At 71.6% G+C, this 26,223-nt stretch carries 24 protein-coding genes and 1 riboswitch; of the genes, 10 read left to right on the top strand and 14 right to left on the bottom strand.

Annotated features, from left to right (window positions below):
- Positions 1–215: 215 nt before the first annotated feature.
- Together ABZ342_RS34410 and typA are read right to left on the bottom strand one after the other, a co-directional pair.
- On the bottom strand, positions 216–1,952 hold the full coding sequence (locus ABZ342_RS34410; protein WP_360482062.1) for an ABC transporter family substrate-binding protein: 1,737 nt from the start codon (positions 1,950–1,952) through the stop codon (positions 216–218).
- A gap of 384 nt (positions 1,953–2,336) precedes the next feature.
- Positions 2,337–4,262 carry a translational GTPase TypA gene (typA, locus tag ABZ342_RS34405; RefSeq protein WP_360482058.1) on the bottom strand — a complete coding sequence of 642 codons (1,926 nt, stop codon included), beginning with the start codon at positions 4,260–4,262 and terminating at the stop codon, positions 2,337–2,339.
- A gap of 194 nt (positions 4,263–4,456) precedes the next feature.
- Here typA and ABZ342_RS34400 point away from each other — a divergent pair, with 194 nt between their 5' ends.
- Positions 4,457–4,606 (top strand): hypothetical protein, encoded by a 150-nt coding sequence (locus tag ABZ342_RS34400; protein ID WP_020641186.1) that lies wholly within the window; start codon positions 4,457–4,459, stop codon positions 4,604–4,606.
- Here ABZ342_RS34400 and ABZ342_RS34395 read toward each other — a convergent pair whose 3' ends face one another.
- On the bottom strand, positions 4,607–4,906 hold the full coding sequence (locus ABZ342_RS34395; protein ID WP_360482054.1) for a YciI family protein: 300 nt from the start codon (positions 4,904–4,906) through the stop codon (positions 4,607–4,609). It abuts the gene before it with no gap.
- A 212-nt stretch (positions 4,907–5,118) separates the two neighbouring features.
- On the opposite strand from ABZ342_RS34395, the gene trpS reads away from it, so the two are divergent.
- On the top strand, positions 5,119–6,084 hold the full coding sequence (gene trpS, locus ABZ342_RS34390; protein ID WP_360482051.1) for a tryptophan--tRNA ligase: 966 nt from the start codon (positions 5,119–5,121) through the stop codon (positions 6,082–6,084).
- Here trpS and ABZ342_RS34385 read toward each other — a convergent pair.
- From ABZ342_RS34385 to ABZ342_RS34375, 3 genes are all read right to left on the bottom strand, one after another.
- Entirely contained in the window at positions 6,077–6,466 is a 390-nt protein-coding gene (locus ABZ342_RS34385) for an NUDIX domain-containing protein (RefSeq protein ID WP_155541070.1), read from the bottom strand. The two genes, trpS and ABZ342_RS34385, sit on opposite strands and share 8 nt — an antisense overlap.
- Positions 6,467–6,576: 110 nt before the next feature.
- A complete protein-coding gene (locus tag ABZ342_RS34380; RefSeq protein WP_155541069.1) occupies positions 6,577–7,908 on the bottom strand; it encodes an ATP-binding protein in 1,332 nt (443 codons plus the stop codon).
- Positions 7,905–8,621 carry a response regulator transcription factor gene (locus ABZ342_RS34375; RefSeq protein WP_360482047.1) on the bottom strand — a complete coding sequence of 239 codons (717 nt, stop codon included), beginning with the start codon at positions 8,619–8,621 and terminating at the stop codon, positions 7,905–7,907. The genes ABZ342_RS34380 and ABZ342_RS34375 overlap by 4 nt, the downstream gene beginning before the upstream one ends.
- A gap of 148 nt (positions 8,622–8,769) precedes the next feature.
- Here ABZ342_RS34375 and ABZ342_RS34370 point away from each other — a divergent pair, with 148 nt between their 5' ends.
- The 4 genes from ABZ342_RS34370 to ABZ342_RS34355 all read left to right on the top strand — a co-directional run bounded on the left by ABZ342_RS34370 (position 8,770) and on the right by ABZ342_RS34355 (position 12,326).
- Positions 8,770–9,867 (top strand): outer membrane lipoprotein carrier protein LolA, encoded by a 1,098-nt coding sequence (locus ABZ342_RS34370; protein ID WP_360482044.1) that lies wholly within the window; start codon positions 8,770–8,772, stop codon positions 9,865–9,867.
- Positions 9,864–10,838 (top strand): ABC transporter ATP-binding protein, encoded by a 975-nt coding sequence (locus ABZ342_RS34365; RefSeq protein ID WP_360482041.1) that lies wholly within the window; start codon positions 9,864–9,866, stop codon positions 10,836–10,838. Before ABZ342_RS34370 ends, ABZ342_RS34365 begins: the two co-directional genes overlap by 4 nt.
- On the top strand, positions 10,835–11,710 hold the full coding sequence (locus ABZ342_RS34360; protein ID WP_360482038.1) for an ABC transporter permease subunit: 876 nt from the start codon (positions 10,835–10,837) through the stop codon (positions 11,708–11,710). The genes ABZ342_RS34365 and ABZ342_RS34360 overlap by 4 nt, the downstream gene beginning before the upstream one ends.
- A gap of 73 nt (positions 11,711–11,783) precedes the next feature.
- The gene (locus tag ABZ342_RS34355; RefSeq protein WP_360482035.1) at positions 11,784–12,326 is read left to right on the top strand and encodes a hypothetical protein; all 543 of its coding nucleotides are present in this window, start codon (positions 11,784–11,786) and stop codon (positions 12,324–12,326) included.
- Here ABZ342_RS34355 and ABZ342_RS34350 read toward each other — a convergent pair.
- From ABZ342_RS34350 to ABZ342_RS34340, 3 genes are all read right to left on the bottom strand, one after another.
- Positions 12,314–13,330, bottom strand: coding sequence for an ABC transporter ATP-binding protein (locus ABZ342_RS34350; RefSeq protein WP_360482032.1), 1,017 nt, complete (start codon positions 13,328–13,330; stop codon positions 12,314–12,316). The two genes, ABZ342_RS34355 and ABZ342_RS34350, sit on opposite strands and share 13 nt — an antisense overlap.
- Positions 13,330–14,886: an iron ABC transporter permease gene (locus ABZ342_RS34345; protein ID WP_360482140.1), complete on the bottom strand. Its 1,557-nt coding sequence runs from the start codon at positions 14,884–14,886 to the stop codon at positions 13,330–13,332. Before ABZ342_RS34345 ends, ABZ342_RS34350 begins: the two co-directional genes overlap by 1 nt.
- A 68-nt stretch (positions 14,887–14,954) precedes the next feature.
- Complete coding sequence (locus ABZ342_RS34340) at positions 14,955–16,004, bottom strand: thiamine ABC transporter substrate-binding protein (RefSeq protein WP_360482029.1); 1,050 nt, start codon at positions 16,002–16,004, stop codon at positions 14,955–14,957.
- 21 nt (positions 16,005–16,025) lie between these two features.
- Positions 16,026–16,134, bottom strand: a riboswitch (TPP riboswitch).
- Between the two features lie 32 nt (positions 16,135–16,166).
- On the opposite strand from ABZ342_RS34340, the gene ABZ342_RS34335 reads away from it, so the two are divergent.
- The gene (locus ABZ342_RS34335; RefSeq protein WP_360482026.1) at positions 16,167–16,451 is read left to right on the top strand and encodes a 4a-hydroxytetrahydrobiopterin dehydratase; all 285 of its coding nucleotides are present in this window, start codon (positions 16,167–16,169) and stop codon (positions 16,449–16,451) included.
- Positions 16,452–16,897: 446 nt separating this feature from the next.
- Here ABZ342_RS34335 and ABZ342_RS34330 read toward each other — a convergent pair whose 3' ends face one another.
- Together ABZ342_RS34330 and ychF are read right to left on the bottom strand one after the other, a co-directional pair.
- Positions 16,898–17,224 carry a hypothetical protein gene (locus ABZ342_RS34330; RefSeq protein ID WP_360482023.1) on the bottom strand — a complete coding sequence of 109 codons (327 nt, stop codon included), beginning with the start codon at positions 17,222–17,224 and terminating at the stop codon, positions 16,898–16,900.
- Entirely contained in the window at positions 17,221–18,303 is a 1,083-nt protein-coding gene (gene ychF / locus ABZ342_RS34325) for a redox-regulated ATPase YchF (RefSeq protein ID WP_360482020.1), read from the bottom strand. The genes ABZ342_RS34330 and ychF overlap by 4 nt, the downstream gene beginning before the upstream one ends.
- A gap of 102 nt (positions 18,304–18,405) precedes the next feature.
- On the opposite strand from ychF, the gene ABZ342_RS34320 reads away from it, so the two are divergent.
- The gene (locus ABZ342_RS34320) at positions 18,406–19,803 is read left to right on the top strand and encodes an AlkA N-terminal domain-containing protein (RefSeq protein WP_360482017.1); all 1,398 of its coding nucleotides are present in this window, start codon (positions 18,406–18,408) and stop codon (positions 19,801–19,803) included.
- Positions 19,804–19,810: 7 nt separating this feature from the next.
- Here the strand turns inward: ABZ342_RS34320 and ABZ342_RS34315 are convergent, their stop codons facing one another.
- Genes ABZ342_RS34315 through ABZ342_RS34305 form a run of 3 tightly spaced genes read right to left on the bottom strand, consistent with a single transcriptional unit; the run spans position 19,811 to position 24,117 of the window.
- Complete coding sequence (locus ABZ342_RS34315) at positions 19,811–20,002, bottom strand: DUF1737 domain-containing protein (protein ID WP_360482014.1); 192 nt, start codon at positions 20,000–20,002, stop codon at positions 19,811–19,813.
- A gap of 15 nt (positions 20,003–20,017) precedes the next feature.
- Positions 20,018–22,969: an SMC family ATPase gene (locus ABZ342_RS34310; protein ID WP_360482011.1), complete on the bottom strand. Its 2,952-nt coding sequence runs from the start codon at positions 22,967–22,969 to the stop codon at positions 20,018–20,020.
- Positions 22,966–24,117 carry an exonuclease SbcCD subunit D gene (locus ABZ342_RS34305; protein WP_360482008.1) on the bottom strand — a complete coding sequence of 384 codons (1,152 nt, stop codon included), beginning with the start codon at positions 24,115–24,117 and terminating at the stop codon, positions 22,966–22,968. The genes ABZ342_RS34310 and ABZ342_RS34305 overlap by 4 nt, the downstream gene beginning before the upstream one ends.
- Positions 24,118–24,504: 387 nt before the next feature.
- On the opposite strand from ABZ342_RS34305, the gene ABZ342_RS34300 reads away from it, so the two are divergent.
- Together ABZ342_RS34300 and ABZ342_RS34295 are read left to right on the top strand one after the other, a co-directional pair.
- Positions 24,505–25,419, top strand: a complete 915-nt coding sequence (locus ABZ342_RS34300) for a DNA recombination protein RmuC (protein WP_155541056.1) — start codon at positions 24,505–24,507, stop codon at positions 25,417–25,419.
- 351 nt (positions 25,420–25,770) lie between these two features.
- Positions 25,771–26,223: DUF6542 domain-containing protein (locus tag ABZ342_RS34295; protein ID WP_360482005.1), on the top strand; the 453-nt coding region annotated here is incomplete at its 3' end.

Raw genomic sequence — 26,223 nt, 5'->3', positions numbered from 1 at the left:
AGCCTACGACACGCCAAGCGACACTCAACTGGCGCACTGCGGGTGCACGCTAGAAAGGAAAAGTACCGACAGTCACCAGTTCAGGGTCGATCGTGACCAAAGGGTGACTTCCAGTGGACATCCAGAAATACGACGGTTACCTCACGGATTCACCGAGTCCCACTCGAAGGCGTGCGTCAAGATCACCCGGTAGTACTGAATGCGTAGTCGCGCGATTACTTCGGGCCGCGAGTCCAGTTCACGGCGGACCCGAACGGGCCCACCATCGGAGGACCCGGGGTTACGCCCGAGATGCCCGAACCGATCGCCAGGGTGTCAGCCAATTGGAACAGCGGGATCACCACGTTCTGGCGCCAAAGTTCAGGCTCAAGAGTGGTCAGGGCCTCGGTGACCGGGGTCGCCCCGGACAGCGCCGCGTCGATCGACGGCTGCAGGGCCGGGTCGCAGAACCCCGCCGAATTGCCCGGAACGACGGGCTTCGCCGGATCCGTCCCCGCTGCCGTCTGTTCGGGGCGGCAGCCGAAGGTCGACGCGAGCACCGAGGCCGTGTCGCCGCCGACCGCCTGCGGCACGACCGCGATGTCGACACCGACGCTGCCCGCCGAGTCGCCGGTCGGCTGCTGGATCCCGCCGGTGACCGGCATCGCGAGCAGGCCGCTGAACAGGTCGCGCGGTTGCGGCGTGATCGCGTTGACCTCGATGCCCTGCGCGGACAGCTGGCTGGTGAGCTCCTTGGCGATCGTCGCGTACGGCTCCTGGGTGCCGGGCGAGGCGATCACCAGCGAGAGCGCCTTGCCGTTCTTGCGCCAGGTGCCCGCGGTCTTGGTGTAGCCGGCCGCCTTCAGCGACTCCTCCGCCTTGGCCACGTCGGGGGCGGTGGGCGGGCCGGGCGGGATGGTCGCCGTGTACCCCTTCACCGACGGCGCCGTCACCTGCGCGTCGGCGTGCAGCTGCGACGACGGGCCGCCGTTGACGCCTTCGGTGACCAGCTTGGCCCGGTCGATCAGTGCGGCGATCCCGGCGCGGACCTGCGTGTCGTGCAGCGTCGCGCTGACCGGCCGCAGCAGCACGTCGGCGACCAGCGGCCGGGCCACGGTGTGCAGCTGCACGGCCGGGCCGAGCTCGCCGAGCAGCTTGAGCTCGTCGCCGGTGGTCCTGGCCAGCGCGAACTGGTCGTTGCCGCTGCGCAGCGCGGCCAGCAGCGTGTTCTGGTCCGAGCGGCGCAGCACGATCCGGTCGATCGCCGCGGGCTTCTCCCAGTAGCGCTCGTTGCGCTCGAGGATCACCTCGCCGCGGGCGGTGTCGAGGCTCTTGATCGAGAACGGGCCGGCGATGGCCGGGAAGTTCGAGGCCAGGGCCCCGCGCCAGCCGTCGGGCGCGTCCTTGAGCAGGTGGGCGGGCAGCAGGTCCGAGAACAGCGTCTGCCAGCCCGGGTAGGGCTTCGCGAAGGTGACCTCGACGCGCTTGCCGCCTTCGCGGGACTGCAGGTCGGTGATCTGCCGGTAGCCGGCCGGCCCGATCACGCCGGGCTGGTCGCGCATCTGGGTGCGCAGGTAGTCGAAGTCCTCGGCGGCGATGGGCGCGCCGTCGGACCAGGAGGCGTCCGGGCGGATCTCGTAGGCGACCACGAACGGCTGCTGGGAGACCACCTCGGCGGACTTCATGAGGTTCTTGTCGAGCTGGGTGCTGCCGTCGTCCTTCTGGCGGAACACCGAGGGCAGCAGCAGCTGCGACAGCGCGGAGGTCACCTGCGAGGAGTCGGCCAGGTTGTGCGGGTTGTACCCGCCGAGCACGTCGTCGACCCCGACGACGATCTGCGACGGCGTCTTCCCGGTGGTCGGCGGGGGCGGGACCGACGAGGACACCACCGGCGGTGGCGGGGTGTTCGAGCAGGAGGTGACCAGCACGGCCGCGAGTGCCAGTACCGGCACCGCCTTGCGATTCACCCGCACGCCCCGTTCCTCCCAGAATCTCCCCGATCGGGTCAGCCATGCTCCCACGGCCGCGTCCGCGGCCGGAACCGGGATTCCCATACCCGGATCGGCCGGGCGCGGCGCCGCTTGGTGCCGCTATCGGAAAAGACGCGCGGCGCACCGTCCGGGTTCCCGGACCGTTCCGGAACGGCGGAACGAACACGCCCCGGACACGAGACGGGTTCGACCCGGTGGTGAACACCAGGCGTCGAATCCACGAAAACCCCTATAAAGATATAAGGAGAAGAACAGCGGAATTCGTGACTTCGCGTCGGTCTATTGTCCACCCAGGGTGACGGACCCGCAATGCAAAAACCTCCCGGCGTGGTACGCCGGGAGGTTTTTACGCGATTTTCTGCTGATTCAGCTGTTGTCGCGGCTCTTCGCGCGCGAACGCTCCTTCGCCCGGGTGTTGATGTCCAGGGTGACCTTGCGGACCCGGACGACCTCGGGCGCGACCTCGACACACTCGTCGACGGAGCAGAACTCCAGCGCCTCTTCCAGGCCCATCTTGCGCGGGCGGGCCAGCGTCTCCATCACGTCGGCGGAGGACTGACGCATGTTCGTCAGCTTCTTCTCCTTGGTGATGTTGATGTCGAGGTCCTCGAAGCGCGGGTTCTCGCCCACGACCATGCCCTCGTACACCTCGGCGCCCGGCTCGACGAAGAAGGTGCCGCGGTCGGCCAGCTGGATCATCGCGTACGCGGTGACCGGGCCGGTCCGGTCGGCGACCAAGGAGCCGCTGTGCCGGGTGCGGATCTCGCCGGCCCACGGGAAGTAGCCCTCGAACACGTGGTTCGCGATGCCGGTGCCGCGGGTCTCGGTGAGGAAGTCGGTGCGGAAGCTGATCAGGCCGCGCGACGGGAGCACGTACTCCAGCTTGATGCGGCCGGTGCCGTTGCCGCTCATGTCTTCCATGCGGCCCTTGCGCGCGGCCAGGAGCTGGGTGATCGCGCCGAGGTGCTCCTCCGGCGAGTCGATGTAGAGGCGCTCGAACGGCTCGTGCAGCTTGCCGTCGATCGTGCGCAGCACCACCTGCGGCTTGCCCACGGTCAGCTCGAAGCCCTCGCGCCGCATCTGCTCGACGAGGATCGCCAGCGCCAGCTCGCCACGGCCCTGGACCTCCCAGGTGTCGGGGCGCTCGGTCGGCAGGACGCGGATGCTGACGTTACCGATCAGCTCCTGGTCCAGGCGGGCCTTGACCAGCCGCGCGGTGACCTTGTCGCCGCCGTTGCGCCCGGCCAGCGGCGAGGTGTTGACGCCGATGGTCATCGAGATCGCGGGCTCGTCGACGGTGATCCGGGGCAGCGCCACCGGCGTCTCGGAGTCGGCGAGGGTGTCGCCGATGGTGATCTCCGGGATGCCGGCGATGGCGACGAGCTCGCCGGCGCTGGCCTCGGTCGCCGGGACGCGGGTGAGCGCCTCGGTGACCAGCAGCTCGGAGATGCGGACGTTCTGCGTCGTGCCGTCCTCGCGCATCCAGGCGACGGTCTGGCCCTTGCGGAGCTTGCCGGCGTGGATGCGGATCAGCGCGATGCGGCCGAGGAAGTTCGACGCGTCGAGGTTGGTGACCAGCGCCTGCAGCGGCGCGTCGAGGTCGGCGGCGGGCGGCGGCACGTGCCGGAGCAGCGTCTCGAACAGCGGATCGAGGTTCTCGCTCTCGGGGATCTCGCCGTCGGCGGGCTGCTCCAGGCTCGCCTTGCCGGCGCGCGCGGAGGCGTAGACGACCGGGAGGTCGAGGATCGCGTCGTGGTCGGCGTTCTCGATGTCGCTGGCCAGCTCGAGCAGCAGGTCGTGGGTCTCCTCGACGACCTCGGCGATCCGGGCGTCCGGGCGGTCGGTCTTGTTGACCAGCAGGATCACCGGCAGGCCGGCTTCGAGCGTCTTACGCAGTACGAAACGGGTCTGCGGAAGCGGGCCCTCGGACGCGTCGACCAGCAGGACGACGCCGTCGACCATGGCCAGGCCGCGCTCGACCTCACCGCCGAAGTCGGCGTGGCCGGGGGTGTCGATGACGTTGATCGTCACCTGGCCCTCGGGCGTCTGGCGGTGGATCGAGGTGTTCTTCGCGAGGATCGTGATGCCCTTTTCGCGCTCGAGCTCGCCCGAGTCCATGACCCGGTCGACGAGCTCGGCCCGCTCGGCGAAGGCGCCGGACTGGCGCAGCATCGCGTCCACGAGGGTGGTCTTGCCGTGGTCGACGTGGGCGACGATCGCGACGTTGCGCAGGTCGGGCCGGGTCTTACCGGTCGGCCGGCCGGTTTCGACGATAGCGCTGGCTGCGGGCACGCGAGAACTCCTGAACTTCAAGGGTTGGATGGCCGCGTAAGCCCGTCAGGCATCCCGTGACCGGCTCTGGTCACACGCGGACCTCACCCAGGATACCTGCCACCCCATTGTGAGCGGCCCCACGCCCCCACGTCGGTTAGCCTGACCTAACGTGGAAACCCGGTCAACGTCGCCGATTCGGAAGGTGCGTGCGCGTGGGCAAGAAGCCGGACGACCCGCGGAAGGTCGTGCGCAAGCTGATGAAGGCCGGCAAGGTCAAGAAGAAGTGCTGCCGGTCGAAGCCGCGCTGCAAGAAGTGCCCGGTGCTGGCGCTGAAGAAGGCGAAGCTGGACCTCGCCGCCTAGCTAGTGCGTGATCGCTTCGTTGAGCAAGCGCAGCTCCGGAGCGGTCTTGGTCGGCGAGAACTCGATGACCTCGTACTGGGCGAGGTGCCGCACGCAGAAGGGGTCGGACGCCAGGATGGCGTCGAGCTTCCCGCGGTTCAGCGGGCGCGTGATGATGACGCCGCCGATGCGCGGGTTCCGCCGCCCGGACGCCAGGAAGTGGCCGTGCTCGTACTGCTTGTTCAGCCACTCGGCGTGGTCCGGGAGCGCCAGGTCGATGTCCTCGATGGGAGCCGTGTAGTTCAGCAGGACGACATACATGGTTAAGACGGTAGACCCGCTCGCGCGTTCCCGCGTCCGGACGATACCGAGTGGTGACGGACATCGGCTAAGCTCGCCGCATGCACGCGCAGACGTCCAGCTGGTGGCCGCCCCAGGCGGCCGTCTAGTCCTGCGCTGATCACCAGCGGCCGCCCCGGACGGGCGGCCTTTTTCATGCCTTTTCCGGGGTGGTCCCCTCGGAAGGGAAGACCATGAGCAAGCTGTCCGGCATCACGCCCTCCGGTCACGTCCACCTGGGCAACTACCTCGGCGCCGTGCGCCGCTGGGCTCGCGAGGGCGGCGTGGACGACCTGTACTTCGTCGCCGACCTGCACGGCATGACGACCCCGCACAACCCGGCGAAACTCCGATCCTTGGCGAGCGAGCAGCTCGCCGTGCTGATCGCCGCCGGCATCGACCCGGAGCGGGTGTTCGTCCAGTCCGACCTGGCCCGCGAGCTGGGTGCGCTGACCTGGGTCCTGGAGTGCACCTGCAACTACGGCGAGGCCGCGCGGATGATCCAGTTCAAGGAGAAGTCCAAGGGCCAGGCCGGCGTGCGGCTGTCGCTGCTGACCTACCCGGCGCTGATGGCCGCGGACATCCTGCTGCAGGGCGCGGACGAGGTGCCGGTCGGCGAGGACCAGCGCCAGCACGTCGAGCTGACGCGGACGCTGGCCAAGCGGTTCAACGGCACCTACGGTGACGTGTTCACCGTCCCCCGGGCGGTGCTCCCGCCCGCGGGGGCGCGTGTCAAGGACCTGGCCGACCCGGCGCGCAAGATGTCCAAGTCGACCCGGGACGCGGTGGGCGTGGTGTTCGCGCTCGACGAGCCCGACCAGATCCGCCGCAAGATCCGCCGCGCGGTCACCGACGGCGAAACGGTGCCGGCGCACGACCCGGAGACCCGGCCGGGAATGGCGAACCTGCTGGAGATCCTGGCCGCGTGCCGGGGTGGCGCGCCGGCCGACCTGGCGGCGGAGTTCTCGTCGTACGGAGCGGTGAAGGACGCCGTCGCGGACGCCGTGATCGAGGAGCTGCGACCCCTGCGTGAACGAGCGTTAACGCTGCTCGACGACGTCGCAGAGCTGGACCGGGTCCGCAAGGCGGGTGCGGAGCGGGCCCGGGAGCGCGGCTCGCACCGGCTCGACGCGGCGCTGCGGATGATCGGCGCTAACTGAGCAGCGCGCGCAGGGCCGGGAGCAGGATCCGGTCGGCGGGCAGCCAGTCGAGGCCGTCGAGGTCGTCGAGCCCGAGCCAGCGCACGGCTCGGTGCTCGACGGCGCGCGGCTCTTCGCCAGGCGAAACGAGCGTCGCGGCGTAGATGCGGAGGACCTTCTCACCGGGCAGCGGCACGTCCTCCCCGACGCGCGCGCCCACCTCGATGACGACGTCCAGCTCCTCGCTGCACTCGCGGGCCAGTGCGAAGGCCTCGGACTCGCCTTCCTCGACCCGGCCACCGGGCAGTTCCCACTGCCCCGCGTGCTTCGGCGGCCAGGCCCGCTGCTGGGCGAGCAGCTTCCCGTCCCGCACCAGGGCGGCACCCACGATCACACCGTTCACAGCCCCGGAATCTACCCGGAAGCCCTCCTGTCGGGCGGACCGCCGCCTTACAGCGTAAAATTGACTTACTGCGTAAGGTGTCTTACGACGTAAGAAGCACCGGGGCAGCTTCAGCCGCGTGAACCGCCGTCCTCGCCCGCGGCCGCGCGCCAGACGACGACGAACCGCGCCCCGCCGTCCGGGGACTCCCCCACCTGCACCCGGCCGCCGCGCCGTCGGACGGTCTCCGCCACCATCGCCAGCCCCAGCCCCGTCCCGCCGGACGACCGGGCCCGGTCGTCCGCGATCCGGTAGAAGCGGTCGAACACCTTCTCGCGGTGCTCCGGCGGGATGCCCGGGCCGTCGTCGTCGACCACCACCCGGACCGACGACCTCGACGCCAGCACCGACACCACGATCTCGCCGCGCGCGTAGCGGCACGCGTTGCGCAGCAGGTTGTCCAGCACCAGCTCCACCTCGGCGTGCGCGGACGACGCCCACGCCTGCGCGACCGCATTGCTCACCCGCGTCTCCGGCGCCCCCGCCGGCAGCCGCGCGACCGCCGCGCGGACCTCGCTGACCAGCTCGACCGGCTCCGCGGGCGGCACCTCCCCCGCGTCCGACCGGGCCAGCGACAACAGCCCGTCCAGCAGCGACGACAGCCGCTCGGCCTCGGTCAAGATGTCCGACAGCGTCTCCTGGGACAGCTCCGGATCCGGGTTGGTCACCGCGACCTCGGCCTGCACCCGGATCGACGCGACCGGCGACCGCAGCTCGTGCGCCGCGTCGCCGGTGAAGCGCCGGAGCCGGTCGCTCGCCTGCTCCTGCCGCTCCAGCAGCGCGTTGAACTCCTCCGCCAGCGCGCGCAGCTCGTCGTGGGAGTCCGGCAGCGCCAGCCGCGCTCCCGGCGGCAACGCGCGCACCGAACCCCGCATCCGCGCCACCGGGCGCAGCGACAGCCGCACCACCAGCCACGTCGCGAGCCCCGCCACCAGCGCCCCGATCGAGGCGACGACCACCAGCCAGACGCCGCCGTAGTGCACCGCCGCGGAGAACCCGACCAGGCCCGCGCCCGCCACGACCAGCCGTTGCGACCCGTCGGGCGCGCTCACGACCGTGCCGAGGTACCGCGCGCCGTCGCGCTGGACCGGCTGCCCGGCCTTGAGCGTCGAGATGTCGTACAACGTAAGGCCGGTCGGGGTGCCGCCGTCCACCGGTGCGCCCGCGGTGTCCAGGACCCGCAGCGTCACCGGCGCCGCGCCGGAGAGCGGGCGCCCGGCGCTCACTTCGGCGCTCGCGGGCCCGAGAGCGGCCGACAGCTCGCGGTCGACCGAGCCGATGAGCAGCGGCGAGAGGTTCGACGCGGCGAGCGCGGCCAGCCCGAGCAGGCAGGCCAAGGTGATCATCGCGGCCAGCAAGGTGATCCTGACCTGCAGGGACCGGCCCCGCCACCACGAGATCACGGGGTGATGACCTCGTCGAGCTGCGCGTCGGACGCGAGGTATCCGTGCCCGCGCACGGTCCGCAGCAGCGCGCCGGCGCCGACCGCGTCCAACTTACGTCGTACGTATCCGACGTACACCTCGACGAGGTTGCGCGTCACGGCCTGCTCCTCACCCCAGACCGCGCGCAGCAGCTCGTCCTTGGTGACGACCGTCCCGGCGCGGCCGACGAGCACCTCGAGCAGCGCGAACTCGCGCGGGCTCAGCCCGACCTCCTCGCCGTTCCAGTGCACCTGCCGCAGCCCGCGGTCGACCGCCAGCGCGCCGAGCCGCAGCGTCCCCCGCCCGGCCTCCGGACCGGCGCGGCGCAGGGTCGCGCGGACCTGCGCGACCAGCACGACGAAGGAGAACGGCTTGACGAGGTAGCCGTCGGCGCCGAGGTCGAGACCGTCGGCCTGGTCGACCTCGCCGTCCTTGGCCGAGACGAGCAGCACGGGCGTCGTGACGCCGTCCTTGCGCAGCCGCTCCAGCACGCGATAACCGGACAATCCCGGCAGCATGATGTCGAGCAGGATGACGTCGAAGGAGCCCGTGCTCGCCAGCTGCAGCCCGGTGGGGCCATCCGCGGCGGTGACCACGTCCATGTCCTCCGCGCGCAGCCCGCGCTGCAGGGCCTTCCGCACGCCCGGTTCGTCGTCGACCACCAGCACCCGAGGTTTCACGAGGTTCATCATGGCCGGTTCGCGCAGGTCGCGTGGGATCTCTCAGCACGATCTCAGCCGGAGAGGGAGAACCTTCAGGGGTATCTCAGTCTCGAGAGGGAAGCGTCGGAGCCAGGGAGCCGGGCACACTCGGGCTCGGGAACACCACAGGGAGAGACGCATGAAACCGAAGACGAAGGGCATCACGGCCGCGGTCGTCGGCACCGCGCTCGGTGCGGGCGGGCTCGCGTTCATCGCGATGCCGGCCAGCGCCGACGACAAGCCGGCGCTGCCGCAGGTGAGCGCCGAGGACCTGGTGCAGTCGGTCATGACGGCGAAGCCGGGCGCGTTCGACGGCACGGTCAAGGTCAGCAACGACCTGGGGCTGCCGTCGGTGGGGAGCGCGCTGCCGGGGGCGTCGGCGCTGAACATCGACTCGGCGCACATCTTCAGCGACGGCGCGGGCAAGAGCCGCCTGGCCGCCACGCAGGGGGCCAGCCAGGAGACCGTGGTCCACGACGGCACGACCGTCTGGGACTACAGCTCCAAGACGAACACCGCGACGAAGGTGACGATCCCGGCCGACGTCGCCAAGCAGAAGGGCGCGGGCAGCGAGAAGCTGGCCGACCCGGTCGCGGCTTCGACCGAACTGCTCGCGAAGGTCCGCGAGAGCAGCACGGTGTCGGTCGACGGCACCGCGACGGTCGCGGACCGCCCGGCCTACGAGCTGGTCCTGACGCCGAAGCCGGGCGAGCGGACGCTGCTGCGCGAGATCCGCGTCGCGGTCGACTCGCAGACGCGGATGCCGCTGCGGGTGTCGGTGCTGAGCAACGGCACGTCGACGCCGGCGCTCGAGGTCGCGTTCAGCGAGATCCAGTTCACGCAGCAGCCGGCCGACCTCTTCACCGTCACCCCGCCGAAGGGCGCCAAGGTGCAGGAGAAAACGCCGACGGTCGACCAGCAGCACAAGGACCTCGCCGAGCAGGCCAAGCAGGACACCAAGGTCGTCGGCGACGGCTGGGACACCGTCATCACGGGCAAGGTCCCGGCGGACGCGCTGAACGCGGCGCCGAAGCAGCAGTCCGGCCGTGAGGGCCGGGGCGGCAACGCCGACCCGAAGGCACTGCTCGAGCGCTTCGCCAAGAAGGTCAGCGGCACCTGGGGCAGCGGCTACCTCGTCACCACGAAGGTGGGCAGCGCGGTGCTGACCGACGACGGCCGCTTCGCCGCCGGCGCCGTGCCGGAGCAGGTCCTGTACGAAGCGCTGGGTCAGAAGTGACCAGCACGACTGTCGAGTCCGGGGCGGACGTCTCTGCGGAGGCGTCCGCCCCGGCGGTTCCCCTGGCTGCGCGCACCCGGGGATTGCGCAAGGTCTACCGCGGCACGGTCGCGGTGGACCACGTCGACCTCGACATCCCCGAAGGGGCGGTCGTGGGGATGCTCGGGCCGAACGGTTCGGGCAAGACGACCACCATCCGGATGCTGCTCGGCCTGGTCCGCCCGACCGAGGGCGAGGTCGAGCTGCTCGGGCGCAAGATGCCCGAAGCCGCCGCGCACGCGCTGCCGGACGTCGGCGCGCTGGTCGAGGGGCCGGGCTTCCACCCGTTCCTGTCCGGGCGCGACAACCTGCTGCGCTTCGCCGCGGCCGAACCCCGGCTGGCCGCGGGCGGGATCCCCCTCGCGGTGGATTCGGCGCTCGAGCGCGTCGGGCTGACCGTCGCCGCGCGCCGGCGCTACAAGGGCTACTCGCTCGGCATGAAGCAGCGGCTCGGGCTCGCTTCGGCGTTGCTCGTGCCGCGGAAGATGGTCGTGCTCGACGAGCCGACCAACGGCCTCGATCCTGCGGGTACCAGGGAGATCCGCAGGATCGTCGCCGAGCTGCACGCCGACGGGGTCACCGTGCTGGTGTCGTCGCACCTGCTGGCCGAGGTGGAGGCGACGTGCACGCACGTCGCCGTGCTGCAGGCCGGCAACGTCGTCGCGCAGGGCGAGCTGGCGGAGCTGCTGGAGTCCGGGAACGCGGCCCTGCTGGTCCGCACGCCCGACGCCGAGCAGGCGGTGGAAGTGCTGCGGGAGAACCGGATCGGTGCCCGGCTCACGCCGGACGGCGTCCGCGCCGACCTCACGGCGGCGGAAGCACCGCGGGTGCTGCAGGTGCTGGTGGGCGCGGGGGTCGCGGTCCACGAGGCGACGCGGGCCCGCACCGGGCTGGAAGACCTGTTCGCACGGCTGACGGAGGGATCGGAATGACGGCGGTCCTCGAAGTACCGGCGGCCCGCACGGGCCACGACACGGTGCCGCTGCCGCGCCTGCTGGCCGCGGAGCTGCGCTGGATCTTCCGGCGGCCGCGCACGTTGGCCGTGCTCGGGCTCCTGGCGCTGATCCCGGTGATCATCGGCATCGGCCTGACGTTGGTGAGCGACAACGCGCAGGGCGGCGGCCCGGACGAGGGCGGCGGCGCGTTGCTGGCGTCCGCGGTCAACAACGCGTTCGTCCTCCCGATCGCGGCGGTCGTGATGTCGCTGGCCCTGCTCCTGCCGCTGGCATCGGCGATGGCGGGCGCGGACGCGATCGCGGGCGAGACGGCCCACGGCACCCTGCGTGGCTGGCTGATCGCCCCGGTCGGCCGAGGCCGGTTGCTGGCGGTCAAGGCGTTCGGCGTCGCGACGGTGTCGGTGGTCTCGGTGCTGGCGATGTGCGTGACGGGCGTGGTGACCGGGCTGATCATCAACGGCACGGACTCGCTGTTCACGCTGTCGGGCACGACGCTGACCCTGGGCGGCGCGCTGGCCCGGATCCTGCTGATGGCGGGCTGGGTGGTGCTGCAGCTGTGGGCGGTCGGCGCGGTGGCGCTGGCGATCTCCAGCTGGACCGAGCACCCGATGCTGGTGGTGGCGTCGGTCCTGGCGGCCGACATCGTGTTCACGATCCTGGGGTTCTTGACGTCGCTGGACTGGCTGCACCCGTTCCTGCTGACGAAGGACTGGTCGATGGCCCCGGCGGAGGTCCTGCAGGACCCGATGGGCACGCAGATGCTGGGCGAGGGAGCCTTGCGGGCGGCGTGCTACATCGTGATCGGGCTGTCGCTGGCGTACGCCCGACTGTCCACTCGCGACGGCTGAGGTTCGTCGAAGGCCGGATTCCCGGGGCCGGGTCGGTAGACTGGTCCGGGAATCCGCCGCGACGAGGAGTGGGATGACTTCCGATCAGCCTGCCGCTACACGGCTCTCCGAGCTTCTCGGCTGGCGGAAGTCACCCGATCCAGGGCTCACCTGGGCGCAGGTCGAAGATCGGCTGGCCACCGAAGTGCCCCGCGGTGTCAAGGACTTGTCGCTCTGCTTCCCGACGGGCTCGTTCGGCGGCTGGATCCACTTCTACAACCCCGTTCAGAGCGAACGGGCGCTGGACATGTTCCTCGGCAGGGCGAAGACCAAGACCGAGAACTTCAAGTACGCCCGAAGCCTGAACCACGCGGAATTCCCGCACCGCTTCCACCCGGAGGAGGGCGGCCTGGTCGCGTGGGGGCACGGCGACCAGCACACCTACTTCTGGAGTTCTCAGCCCGGCCCCGAAAGCGTCCTGTACTGCGACGACCACGGTGACGGCTGGGGACAGTACCCGGGCAGCGTCCCCGAGTTCCTGCACGCCCTGTTCATGGACGAGCTGGAGACCGAGGTCCTGTACGGCCAATGGGCCGGCTGCCGGTTCTTCACGGAGTTCCCGGACTACGCGGGCTGACCGACCAGCGCGACGCCGTCCGGGTCGAACTCCAGCTTCACCGCGTCCCCCGCCCGCAGGTCCGACGCCGCCGGGGCGATCGCGTCCACAGTGGACTCACTCAGCTTCACCACCAGCCGCACGTGCTCGCGTCGGTGCACGGCCGCCACCACTTCGGCCGGCACGCCTTCGGCGGCCACCCGCAGCGCGTGCGGCCGCAGTCCCAGCCGTACCGGGCCGTCCACGGCGTCCGGCAGAGCGACGTCGCCCAGCGTCGTGTGTGCCACGCCGCCCGCGACGACACCGTCCACGAACGTCGTCACGCCGAGGAACCGGGCCACGTCGTCGTCCGCCGGGTTGCGCCACACCCGGCGGACCGCGCCCTCCTGGCGGACCTCGCCCGCGTCCAGCACCGCGACCCGGTCGGCCAGCGTGAACGCCTCCTCCTGGTCGTGCGTCACCAGCAACGCCGTGATCTTGCTGCGCCGCAACAGGTCCGCCAGGTCTATCGCCAGCTGCTCGCGCAACCCCGCGTCCAAACCGGACAGCGGCTCGTCGAGCAGCAGCAGCCGCGGCTTCGGCGCCAGCGCCCGGGCCAGCGCCACCCGCTGGGCCTGCCCGCCCGACAGCTCCGTGACGCGCCGGCGTTCGAAGCCGGAGAGGCCCACCAGCGCCAGCAGCTCGGCGACCCGCGCACCCCACGAAGACCGCGGCACACCGTGCATCCGCAGACCGAACGCGATGTTCGCGGCGACGTCGCGGTGGGCGAACAGCTGGCCGTCCTGGAACACCAGACCGAACCCGCGCCGGTGCACCGGCACCGCGCCGAGGTCGTCGCCGTCCCAGCTCACCGAGCCGCGCGCCGACGGCTCGAGCCCGGTGATCGCGCGCAGCAGCGTCGACTTCCCCGAGCCGGACGGGCCGAGCAGCGCCAGCACCTCGCCGTCGGCGATGTCCAGGCGGACGTCGCGGACCGCCGCGAACGATCCGTAGTGGACGGTCAGGTCCCGCACCGAAAGCGCCATCAGAACTCTCCCACCCGGCCGCGTCCCAACCGGTCGATCAGCGCGACCGCCAGCACCGTCACGAGCATCAGCAGCGCGCACGCGGCGTACGCCATCTGATTGTTCAGCTCCCCCGGACGTCCCATCAACGACGCGATCGCGACCGGCAGCGTCGGCGCCGTCGGCCGCGCGAGGAAGCTCGTCGCGCCGAACTCGCCGAGCGCCACGACGAACCCGAACCCGGCCGCCGCGACCAGCGGCCGCAGCGTCAGCGGCAGGTCGATCTCGCGCCACACCCGCAGCGGGCTCGCGCCGAGCGTCGACGCGGCCTGCCGCAATCGGACATCGACCGAGCGCAGCACCGGCAGCACCATCCGCACGATCAGCGGGATGATCACCAGCGCCTGAGCCAGTGGTACAAGGTAAGGCGACGTCCGGAGGTCGCCGGGCAGCGCGTCGAGGGTGACCAGATAACCGAAGCCGACAGTCACCGCGGACACCCCGAGCGGCAGCATCAGCACGGCGTCCATGGTCTCGCCGAGGCCGCGCGCGGCTTTCGCGGGCGAGCGCCGCAGCGCCACCAGCACCACGGACGCGAGCACGCCGACGACCATCGCGAGCAACGTCGCGTCGATGGCCACCTTCAGCGAGTTCAGCGCCGCGTCCCAGCCGGAAACCTGCAGCGCACCCTTCTCACCGGTGGTAGTTAACGCTCGATAACCGGCGAAGCTCCAGCCGTCGGGAGTGGACACCGATTCGACGAGCAGCGCGACGATCGGCGTCAGCAGCAGGGCCAGCACGACGCCCGCGGCGCCGACCACCGGCCATTCTCCGCCGCGAGGGCGTCGTGTTTTCGCGGCGCCGATCCGGGCGCCGTCCTTGCGTCGCCGCGCCAGCCCGCCGAGCACGAGCGCGGCGACCACGGCCGCGAACTGGATCAGCGAAAGCGCCGCCGCGCCCGAAAGATCGAGCAGGTCGACCGTCCGCAGGTAGATCTCGGTCTCCAGCGTCCGGTACTTCGCGCCGCCGAGGATGAGGACGACGCCGAAGCTGGTGGCGCAGAACAGGAACACGACGGCCGCGGCGGACGCGATTGCGGGCGCCAGCGCGGGCAGCGTCACCGAGCGGAACGCCCGCCACGGGGACGCACCCAGCGCGCGGGCGGCGTCGGTCGTCCGCGAATCCAGCCGCGCCCAGAGCCCGGCGACGGTCCGCGCGACGACGGCGACGTTGAAGAAGGCGTTGGCCAGCACGATCGGCAGCACCCCGCCGTCCGGCCACAGCGCCCGGAACGCCAGGCCGACGACGACGGTCGGCAGCACGAACGGCACCAGCACCAGCGTCCGCGCGAGGCCGGCGCCGGGCAGCTTCACCCGCGCGAGCAGGAACGCCACCGGCAGCCCGGCGACGATCGCCACCAGCGTCGACGCCGCCGCGCTCGCCACGGTGAAGCCGGCCAGCTGCCAGGTCCGCGCGTCACCGAAGACGACGTCGAGGCCGCCGGCGGCGAACCCGCGGGCGATGATCGCCAGCACCGGCCACGCGAAGAACACCACCAGGAACCCGATCGGGGCCAGCCCGAGCAGCGCCAGGCCGAGCCCGCGGGCGGTCCGCGGCGGGGCCAGGACTGGTGCTCGCCGGGGTGTCACTGCACGAGCGAGCGCCATTCGCCGATCCACTTCTCGCGCCCGGCCTGCACCTGGTCCGCCGTCAGCGCCTGCGGCTTCTGCGGCAGCGGCGCGACCTGCGCCCAGCCCGCGGGCAGGTCGACGCCCTGGCGGGCCGGGTAGACGTACATGTTGGCCGCGACCGTCGCCTGGAACTGCTGGGAGAGCAGGAAGTCGACGACCTTGCGCGCGTTCTCGGCCTGCTTGCCGTTCGCCAGCACCCCGGCGTACTCGACCTGCCGGTAGCAGGTGTCGAGCAGTGCCTTGGTGCGCGGCTTGCCGTCGTCGCCGACCTCCGCGGCCGGCGAAGACGCGTACGAGACGACGATCGGCCGCGGTCCCTTGCCGGACGAGCCGGAGAAGTCCTTGGTGTAGGCCTCTTCCCAGCCGCTGACCACCTTGACGCCGTTGGCCTTCAGCTTCGTCCAGTAGTCCTTCCAGCCGGCCTCGCCGTACTTCGCGATGGTGCCGAGGAGGAACGCGAGGCCGGGCGAGGCCGTGGCCGGGTCCTCGGCGACCAGCAGGTCCTTGTACTTCGGGTCGGCCAGGTCGTCGTACGACGCCGGCGCCGGGATGCCCTTGCTCGTGAAGTAGTTCGTGTCGACGTTGACGCAGACGTCACCGACGTCGACGGCGGACAGCCGGTGCTCGGGGTCGACGGCGTAGCGCTGCGGCCCGCGATCGGCCTCCGGGCTGGTGTACGGCTCGAAGACGCCTTCCTTGAGCGCGCGCGAAGCGAAGGTCGAGTCGACGCCGTACGCGACGTCGCCGATCGGGTTGGCCTTCGTCAGCACGAGCTTGTTGGTCAGCGAGCCGGCGTCGCCCTGCTTCAGCACGGAGACCTTGATGCCCGACTGCTTCTGGAAGGCGTCGAGCACCTCCTGCGGAGCCAGGAAGGAGTCGTGCGTCACGAGGGTGACGGTGGGCGTCTGCTGCGGGCCACCGTCACCGTCCGACAGCGAGCACCCAGCGGCGACGGCGCTGACGGCGGCGATGGCCGTCGCGGCGCGCACAGCCCTGCTTTTCATCTACCCTCCTGCACTTCACCGGACGAGGAGGGAAAGCCCTCCCTTCGCCGGCATGATCCGGTCAGGTGCGAACGGTCGCGGGTGACCCCGCCTCTCAGCCCGGCTCGACCGGACTCCCGTGGCAACCGTGCAGCGTAGTCCAGGACGCAGGACGATGGAGACATGACGGAAATCTTGAGCGACTCCGAGGCTGACGAACGCTTGAGCGCGGACTGGACCAGGTCCGGGAAGGTCATCTCCCGCGAGGTGGAGCTGGCGAGCTTCCCGCAGGCGATCGAGGTGGTGGACCGCGTCGCGGTGCTGGCCGAGGCGGCCGACCACCACCCCGACATCGACATCCGCTGGCGCACGCTGACGTTCCGGCTCTCGACGCATTCGGCGGGTGGGCTGACGGAGAAGGACTTCTCGCTGGCGTCGGAGATCGACGAGGTGCTTTCTTCTCTGTGATCCCGGTTACGCTGAGTGCACTTTTCTGCGGTTTCGACGTCTCTCGGTAAACGACTTTGCTAGGAGAGACGGTTATGACGCAGGCGATCGTGGTCGGCACGGCGGCATTCGCGACGATGGTGGCAGCGGCCGGCGGTGTGCTCTGGTTCACTGTCCGGTCTCGCCGTCACTCGGACGGCTGAGCGCTTCCGGTGAGTTCGATCACAGCAGCTAACAAAGGGCATGATCAGCGCGCTGAGCAGGGCGGAAGCATCGGTTTTCGGCCTTAGGAAATGCCATGAACAGCACCGCCACCGCCCGCCTCACCGCCGCCCAGCGCGCTTGGATCAACGCCCTGGCCCCCGCCGTGGTGCTGATCGCGATCGCCCTGATGGGCCTCCTCGGCTGACGCACCGAGCTCCGCCGCCCTGATCTTCAGCGCGGCGGAGATCACGCCGGTGTTCCGGCTACCCGGCTCGCCCGATCCGGTCGACGGGCGGGAACTCCGCCGGGGTGTCGTCGCTCGTGGTCCAGTACTCGAGCCCGGACAGGCGCCCGCCGTCGGCGAAGACGACGAGCCCGCCGTCGGGCGCATCGGCCTCGACCGGCTCATCGAGATCCGCCGTCGGCAGGGTCGCGTCGACTTCGAGGTCGATGGTCGGGCACCCACAGCCGCACCGGCCGGTGACCCGGGCCGTTTCCGCCTGGGCGCGCAGTTCCGCCGCGCCGGGGAAGTCGCCAGCGAGCAGGAAGGTCAGGACCTCCCGCTCGGCCGGCGACAGCGGGCGGCTCATACGTTGAAGCGGAACTCCACCACGTCACCGTCGGCCATGATGTAGTCCTTGCCCTCCATGCGGACCTTGCCCGCCGCGCGGGCGGCCGCCATCGAGCCCGCCGCCATCAGGTCGTCGTACGAGACGATCTCCGCCTTGATGAAGCCGCGCTCGAAGTCCGTGTGGATGACGCCCGCCGCCTGGGGAGCGGTCGCGCCCTGGGGGATCGTCCACGCGCGGGACTCCTTCGGGCCCGCCGTCAGGTACGTCTGCAGGCCGAGCGTGTGGAAACCCGCGCGGGCCAGGGAGTACAGGCCCGGCTCCGGCTGGCCGACCGACTCCAGCAGCTCGCGGACCGACTCCTCGTCATCCAGCTCCAGCAGCTCCGCCTCGACCTTCGCGTCGAGGAACACCGCGTCCGCCGGCGCGACCAGCTTCGCCAGCTCCTCGCGGCGGGCTTCGTCGGTGAGGACGCCTTCGTCGGCGTTGAAGACGTACAGGAACGGCTTCGTCGTGAGGAGGCTGTGCTCGCGAAGCAGTTCGAGGTCGACGTCCTTCTGAGCCGAGAAGAGCGTGCGCCCGCTGTCGAGGATCTCCTTCGCCTTCTGCGCGGCCTCGAGCGCGGGCTTCGCTTCCTTCTTGGTCCGCGCTTCCTTCTCCAGCCGCCAGACGGCCTTCTCGAGGGTCTGCAGGTCGGCCAGGATCAGCTCGGTGTTGATCGTCTCGATGTCACTCAGCGGATCGATCCGACCGTCGACGTGGATCACGTCCGGGTCGTCGAACACGCGGATGACCTGGCAGATCGCGTTGGCCTCACGGATGTTCGCCAGGAACTTGTTGCCCAGCCCGGCACCCTCGGACGCGCCCTTCACGATGCCCGCGATGTCCACAAAGGACACGACGGCCGGCACGGTCTTCTCCGACTTGTACAGCTCGGCGAGCTTGTCCAGCCGCGGGTCCGGCAGCGGGACCACGCCGACGTTCGGCTCGATCGTCGCGAACGGGTAGTTCGCGGCGAGCACGTCGTTGCGGGTCAGCGCGTTGAACAGGGTGGACTTGCCGACGTTGGGCAGGCCGACGATACCGAGGGTGAGACTCACGATCCCGCAGTCTACGTGTCTCGCCCGGTCGGGGCCCACGCGCCCAGCGCCGCGTCGGATTTCCGCCAGCGACGGCGCTGACCTGCTGGCATGCTCGGATCCATGGTCACGTCAACCGACGCTCCGGCGATCTGGCGGGACGCCGAACGCTGCTACCGGGTGGTCACCGCCCGCGACTCGCGCTTCGACGGCCAGTTCATCATGGCGGTGCGCACCACCGGCATCTACTGCCGGCCGTCCTGCCCGGCGTCGACGCCGAAGGTGCAGAACGTCCGCTTCTTCCCGACGTCGGCGGCCGCCCAGTCCAACGGCTTCCGCGCCTGCCGCCGCTGCCTGCCCGACGCCGTGCCGGGCTCGCCGGACTGGAACGTGCGAGCCGACCTCGCCGCGCGGGCGATGCGCCTGATCTCCGACGGGACGGTGGAGCGCGAAGGCGTCCCGGGTCTCGCGCGGCGGCTCGGCTACTCGGAACGCCAGCTCGGCCGGGTGCTCACCGCCGAGCTGGGCGCGGGCCCGCTCGCGCTGGCCCGGGCGCACCGCGCGCATTCGGCTCGGCTGCTGATCGAGGTATCGGGGCTGCCGCTGACGGACGTCGCGTTCGCGGCGGGCTTCTCCAGCGTCCGGCAGTTCAACGAGACGATCCGCGAGGTCTTCGCGACAACGCCGTCGCAGCTTCGCGCCTTCGCGGCTTCACGACGTGGACGTCAGGGCGACGTGGGTGGGACGCGCCTCAGCCTGCGGTTGCCGTTCAGGCCGCCTTTCGACGCTGCCGGGCTGCTTCGCTTCTTCGCGGCGCACGCAGTTCCGGGCGTCGAAGAGGTGACTTCGACGACCTACGCACGGACGTTGCGGCTCGCACACGGCACCGGCATCGTCCGGCTGACGCCGGAGCCGGACCACGTGCGCTGCGAGCTGCTGCTGTCCGACCTGCGCGACCTCGGCAGCGCGGTCAGCCGCGTACGCCGGCTGCTCGACCTCGACGCCGACCCGGCGGCGGTCACCCGGGTCCTCGCCGCCGATCCGGCGCTGGCCCCGGTGGTGGCGGCCGTGCCCGGGATCCGGGTCCCGGGCGCCGTCGACGGCGAAGAGCTGGTGGTTCGGGCCCTGCTCAGCGGCCGGGTTCCGGCTTCGCTCGGCGAGGAGGTGCCGGGCGAGTGGGGCGTGACCCGGCTCTTCCCGACGGCAGCCCAGGTCGCGACGGCCATGCCCGAGCACGCGGGAATCGTCGCGCTGGCCGAAGGGCGCCTGGACGTGCACGTCGGCCGTGACGCGGCGGAGCTGCGCGCCGAGCTGCGCGCGTGCCCCGGTATCGACAGCGCCACCGCGGACTACGTCCTGATGCGCGTTCTCGGCGCACCGGACATCCTCCTGGCAACGGACACCGCCGCTCTGCGTGGCGCCGAAGCACTGGGCATCTCGCCGGATTCGCTGCCGGAGCGAGCCCGGGAGTGGACGCCGTGGTGCTCGTACGCCGGGATGTACCTCCGGCGCGCCGCCTGACGCCGCATCAGCCCTGCTCGCCGCGCCACAGGAGGGCCTGCGCGACGATCACCTGGGCGCCGTCGAACGTCGCGGCGGGTGAGCCGTGCAGGCGGTAGCCGAGATCGAGGGCCTCGCTGACTCGGTGGCAGAACTTCGCGTCGTCCGGGCCGGTGAGCAGGCGGTAGCGGGGCAGGCCGTTCGGCGGCTGGTCCGTCATGCCTTCATCTTGTCCTCAACCAGCACGCACCTCCACCGTCGAGCCCGTGCGGGACTTCCGGACCCGCAGCCGCGTCGGGATGCGCTGCCGCAGTTCCTCGACGTGGGACACCAGGCCGACCACCCGGCCGCCCGCGCGGAGCTCGTCGAGGATGTTCATCACGACGTCGAGGGTTTCGGCGTCGAGCGTGCCGAACCCCTCGTCGACGAACAGCGTGTCCAGCAGCGCGCCGCCGGTCTCCCCCGCGACGACATCGGCCAGCCCCAGCGCCAGGGCCAGCGACGCCAGGAACGACTCGCCGCCGGACAGCGTCTTCGCCGGGCGGATGGTGCCCGAGTAGTCGTCGAGCACGTCGATGCCGAGCCCGCCGCGGGTGCCGCGCGCCCCGGCCGCGTCCGAGTGCACGAACGAGTACCGCCCCTGGCTCATCGTCCGCAGCCGGTGCGTGGCGGCGACCGCCACCTCTTCGAGCCGCGCCGCCAGCACGTACGAACGCAGCGACATCTTCCGGCTGTTCTGCCCGCGCCCGTTGACGACATCCGCGAGCGCGCGCAGCTCGGCGTACGCCGCTTCAGCCGGTGCGAGGCCGGCGAGGGCCTTGTGCAGCAGGCCCGCCAGCCGGGTCAGCTCTTCGTGCTGGGCGGTCGCGACCCGCAGCGCCGCGTACGCGGAATCCGCGCGGGCTCGCGCGACCTCGGCCGCGTCGGCCGCGCGGTCGACGTCCGCGACGTCGTCCGGCGAGATCCCGAACAGGTCCGGCTCGGACAGCAACGCCCTGGCCCCCGCCGCGGCGGCCTCGGCCTCCGCGATGCCCTGTTCCAGCTTCTCGATCTGCTCGTCCGGCAGCATCGCGGCGCGCGCCTTCTTCAGCGACGTGAACCCCTTCGCCTCGACCGCCGCCTCGACCAGCGCGCGCTGCTGGGCGACGCGCTCGCGGGCGCCCGCGACGGCCGTCCGGGCCTCGGCGACCCCTTCGAGGGCCTCGGCCAGCCCGACCAGGTGTTCCCGCCGGGCACCGACGTCCGCGAACTCGCCGCGCCCGGCGACGAGCCGGCGTTCGCGCTCGGCCAGCCGCTCTTCCAGGGCCCGGACGTCGGTCGTGGCCTCGATCGCCGCCTGCTCGGCCCGGCGGCGACGTTCGGTCCGCAGCTCCAGGTCGCGTTCCAGGAGGACGACCTGATGGCCGAGCTTCGCCTTGCCGGCCGCCTGCTGCGTCAGCGACGTGACTGCCGCACGGGCTTCGGTCAGCTCGGCCGTGACCGATTCCGCGGTGCGCTCGCCCAGCCGTTCCAGCAAGCCCGCCAGCCGCGCTTTCGCCTCTTCGAGCGCGACGACGACCCGCTGCCGCACCGCGTCGGCCGCTTGCTCGGCTTCCTCGGCGGCGCGTTCCTCGCCCGCGTCGACGAGTTCGACGTTCCGGTTCGCCGGCGCCGGGTGCTCGGCCGAACCGCAGACCGGGCACGGCGCGCCGTCCGGCAGCGCGGCGGCGAGTTCGGCCGCCATCCCGTCGAGCCGCCGCTCACGAAGGTCGAGCCGGTGCTGCCGCGCCGCCTGGTGCGTGTCGACGACCTCGCGCAGCTTCGCCTCGCCTCGCGCGACTTTCGCGCGTGCCTCGGGCAGTTCGGCCGCGTCGCGCGCGAAGGCCCGCAGCTCCTCGACGCGCGCCTTCGCCCCGTCGAGCTTCGCCTCGGCTTCGGCCGCCTTGAGGGCGTCATCCCGCAGCTTCGCCAGCTGGCCGGGAATGGCGGCCAGCTCGGCGGTCAGCTCTTCGACCTGCTGCCCGGCCGTGACGGCGGCCAGCTTCCGGTCGTCCCGCCGCATGATGTCGAGCTGCTGCTGCTCGGCCTCGGCGACGAGCTCCGCGACCGCGCCGGCCTCTTCCCGCGCCGTGGCCGCGCGCGCCTTGAGGTCTCCGGTCGCCCGGGTGCCGAACTCCCGCAGCTCGGCGCCGCGTGCCTTCTCGGCCTGCTCGGCTTCGGCCAGCTCCGCCGCGCGCCGGTCCAGCAGGTCGGCCTCCACGGCGACCCCGGCGGCTCGTCGGGCGGCCGCCACCTCCTGGGCCCACTCGGCGCGTTGCGGCGCCTGTTCGGTGATCTCGAGGAGCCGCAGGTGCGCGGTGCGGACCCGGCGGATCTTCTCCGCGTCGGCTCGCTCTTCCTGCAGGTGGACGTCCGCGCGCTGGGCCGCCGCGCGCGTACGTTCCTCCTCGGCCGCGGCCTGCCCGGCGCGTTCGGCGGCCGCCGCCAGCACGGCGGCGACCCACTCGCCGACGCCGGTTTCGGGCGGGTCCTGCTGGGCCTCCTGGGCGTAGCGCGCCAGCAGCTCACGCACTTTTCCTTGCTGCTGCTCCAGTTCCCGGCCCCGCTCGGCCCGCAGGTCGGCGAACCAGCGTTCGACGTCGGCGAAGCGCTCGGTACCGAAGAGGCGTTCCAGGAGCTTCTCGCGCTCGGCCGTGTCCGACCGCAGGAACCGGGCGAACTCGCCCTGCGGCAGCAGGACCACCTGGAAGAACTGGGCCGCGGTCATCCCGAGCAGCCGCTCGACGGTGCGCGCGACCTCCTCGATCCGGATCAGGCCCTCCGGCGCCAGCCCGGCCGGCGCGGTGCCGACCCAGCTCAGCGACACCCTCGCCTGCTGGGTGGTCGTGCCCTCGCCGCGCCGCTTCGGCCGCTGGTACTCCGGGTTCCGGACGATCTTCAGCCGGTGGCCCTGCACGGTGAGCTCCAGCGCGACCTCGGTGACCTGGTCGGGCTCGGCCAGGTCGCAGCGCAACCGCTTGGCCTCGTTGCGGGCCCCGGGAACCACGCCGAACAGCGCGAACGCGATCGCGTCGAGCAGCGTCGTCTTGCCCGCGCCGGTTTCGCCGTGCAAGAGGAAGAGACCGTCGGCGCCGAGCACGTCGAAGTCGACCACTTCGCGTGCGCAGTACGGCCCGAAGGCTTCGACCTCCAGCCTGTGCAGCCTCATTTCGCGAGCGCCCCCCGGTCGGCCGCTTCCAGGGCCTTGAACAGGAGCTGCTCTTCGCTCTCGGTCGGGGCGGCACCACGGCAGTCGTCGAGGAAGCTGCGCGAGATCTCGATGTCCGACCGGCCGCGCACGGCGTCGGAGTACCGCAGCGGGGCACCGCCGTAGCCGCCTTCGGGCTCCCACTCCAGGTGGACGGCGTGGGGGAACCGCTGCTTCAGCCGCCGCATCGCGTCCACCGGGCGGACCGGGTCGGTGACCGTGACCGACAGGAAGTGCTCGAGGAACTCGTCGTGCGCCGGGTCCGCGAGCAGGTCTTCGAGCGGACCGCGGAGAGTCGCCAGCGCCCTCGGCACCGGCAGTTCGTGCCGGCGGACCTCGCCAAGGCCGCTCGCGTCCAGGTCGACCAGCCAGACCGATTTGCGTTGCCGCGCCTCGGAAAACGAGTACGCCAGCGGACTGCCGGAGTACCGCAAGTGCTCGGCGAGCGTCTGCGGGCCGTGGAGGTGGCCGAGCGCCACGTAGTCGACGCCGTCGAAGACCGAGCCGGGCACCTGCTCGACGCCGCCGACCGCGATCGTGCGCTCGGAGTCGGTCGGCGCGCCACCGGTGACGAACGCGTGCGCGAGCACGACCGACCGCGTCCCCGGCCGGGTTTCGAGGTCCGCGCGGATCCGCCGCATGGCCTCGCTGAGCACGCCGGTGTGGCCGCGCGCGTCCGGCACTCCCAGCGCGTGACGCACCGGTTCCGGCTCCAGGTAAGGGATTCCGTAGACGGCGACCGGGCCGTGGCCGTCCTCCAGGACCACCGGCTCGGCCAGCCCGCCGACGGTGGTCCGCAGGTGCAGCCCGCCCGCCGCCGCGAACTCCGCGAAGGCGCCGAGCCGCGGCGCGGAGTCGTGGTTTCCCGGCGTGACCACCAGTTGCGCACCGGCGGCGCGGATCCGCGCGGCCGCCGCGGTGGCCACCCGGACGGCCTCGGCCGACGGCACCGCGCGGTCGTAGATGTCGCCTGCCACCAGGACGGCGTCGATCGCCTCGCCGGCCACGAGGTCGGCGAGGTACCCGAGCACCGCTTCCTGTTCCGCGAGCAGATCGGCGCCGTGGAACGTGCGGCCGACGTGCCAGTCGGAGGTGTGCAGGAATCTCACGAGGGCCAAGGTACGACCCGGCACCGACGAAACCTCGGCGACTCGCCGCTACCTCACTCGAACGTGTGTACGAACACTAGCAGGTGCCCAGTTCGAAGGCGAGGTCCCAGATCACCTACGTGACGCCGAGATCCGCCGCCCGGCCGAGGTCCTTGACGGAGCACGCCATGACGTTCCCGCTCGTCGGCGTCGGCCTGCCGATCATCGAGCCGCCGGCCGGCCGCGAGGGGGCGGAGCACAACGCCCGGATCGGACACGCCCCGCGAAAATCTCATTTGTTCGCAGGTCAGCTACCCAGAGCGACGGTTCGGCTGCGGTTTTTGTCGGTGCCGTCCGCCATGATGTCTGCGCGGTCCGGACTGGGCGGCTCGGAGGGAGGAGACGGACGTGGCGACAGTGCTGACCACCGCGGCGATCGTGCTCGCGGTCCTGTTGCTGTTCGCCGTCGCGGTGCTGTGGCGGCTCTACAACGACGGGATGCGCCGGGCGGACGCGGCGGCCCGGCAGGTGGCGGCCGAGCGGGCGAAGTCGGACCAGCAGCAGCTGGCGCTGCGTCGCTACGAGGTCGCGTTCGCCTCGATCAGCGGCCGTGGCGAACTGGGCGAGCAGGTACTGGTCGAAACCGCGCGGGCACTCGGGCTGCGCGAGAACCTGCACTTCACCCTGCAGACGGACGTGGGCGGCGGGGGCTCGGCGAAACCGGACATGGTGCTGCGGGTGGGCGGCGATCGCACGGTGCCGGTGGACGCGAAGGCGAGCATGGCGATCTGGGCCGAGGCGGTCGAGACCGACGACCCGGCCGAGCGGATCGACGCGTTGCGCGCGCACGTCCGTCAGGTCCGCTCCCGGGCGGCCGAGCTGGCGGGCAAGGGCTACCAGCGCTGGGCCGACGCGATCTACGGAACGATCATGTTCGTGCCGTCCGACGCCGCCGTGGTCGCGGCTTTGGACACCGACCCGGAGCTGCTGCGCTGGCTCATCGACCGGCGGGTGTTCCTGTGCGGGCCGACCGGGTTCGGGGTGCTGGCCTCGGCGGCGCTGTTCGCGGCGAGCGACCGGACGCTGGAGGCCGACGTCGAGCAGGTGCGGGCCGGGGCGGCCGCCGCGCACCGGGCGGCGGGCGGCGCGGTGGAGGCGCTGAACCTGTCGAGCACGCACCTCCAGCGGTTCCTCTCGGCGCGACGGCGGGAGGTGGAAGCACTGGAGACGTTCCGGGCGACGGTGGCACCACTGACGGACGCTTCGGGCAGCCCGTCGGCGGTTCCGCAGGTGCGAAAGGGGGACGAACTGGCGGCCAGCTGACCGTTCCTCCGGGCTCGGGTCCCGCGTTCCTCGGCGGGAAGCGATCGCCAGCCGGCGAGAAGAGTCGGCGCAGTCACTCGTTTCGCTTCCGGCGGCGGGCCGCGGTCGCGCGTCCGCCTGGTCCGCACCTCCGACCGACCGGCGGGGCGAGCCGCGCGCAAGCCTGCGACCTGCGGCGACCCTCGCGCCCCCGCGGCGGAAAGGCGACAAACCGGCAACGGCGGCAAAGGACTGGACCACACCACAGCAGCACCCGGCGGGCCACTCGGGTCACGCCGCCGGGTGGCGATACACCCACGTCGGCGGCGGTGCTGGCAAGATCTTCACAACCACGAGATACGGTGTTGTGCTGTGACCGCGATTCGCGATCGCCAGAGCGATCCAGATGCCGACGACGTCCCCGTACCGTGGGACGAGCGTCCAGTCGTCGGTTCGAGGCGCGGACTGCCGTGGTGGGCGGCGGTTCTGGTCGGCCTCGTCCTGGCGGTCGTGGGCGCCCTCATCGGCAAGCCGAGCCAGTCCAGCATCCCGGTGATCTTCACGGTCTGCTACATCGCCGGGGCCGTCATCGCGGTCTGCGCGGTGCGGCGCCGAGGGCTGTTCGGGCCGATGGTGATGCCACCGCTCGTGCTGGCCGTGACCGTGCCCGGCGTGATCCTGCTGACCTCGGGGTCGGCGGGCGACGACATGCTGTCGAAGGTGCTGAGCACCCCGCTGGGAGCGGTCATGGACGTCGGCTGGGTGCTCTACGGCGTCATCCTGATCACGGGGGCGCTGCTCACTTTCGACCTGCGTGGGGGACCG

The organism is Amycolatopsis sp. NPDC005961 (genome assembly GCF_040629235.1).
Classification (GTDB): domain Bacteria; phylum Actinomycetota; class Actinomycetes; order Mycobacteriales; family Pseudonocardiaceae; genus Amycolatopsis; species Amycolatopsis camponoti.
Note: the sequence above shows the minus strand (reverse complement) of the source record. Positions and strands in the feature narration are given on the sequence as shown.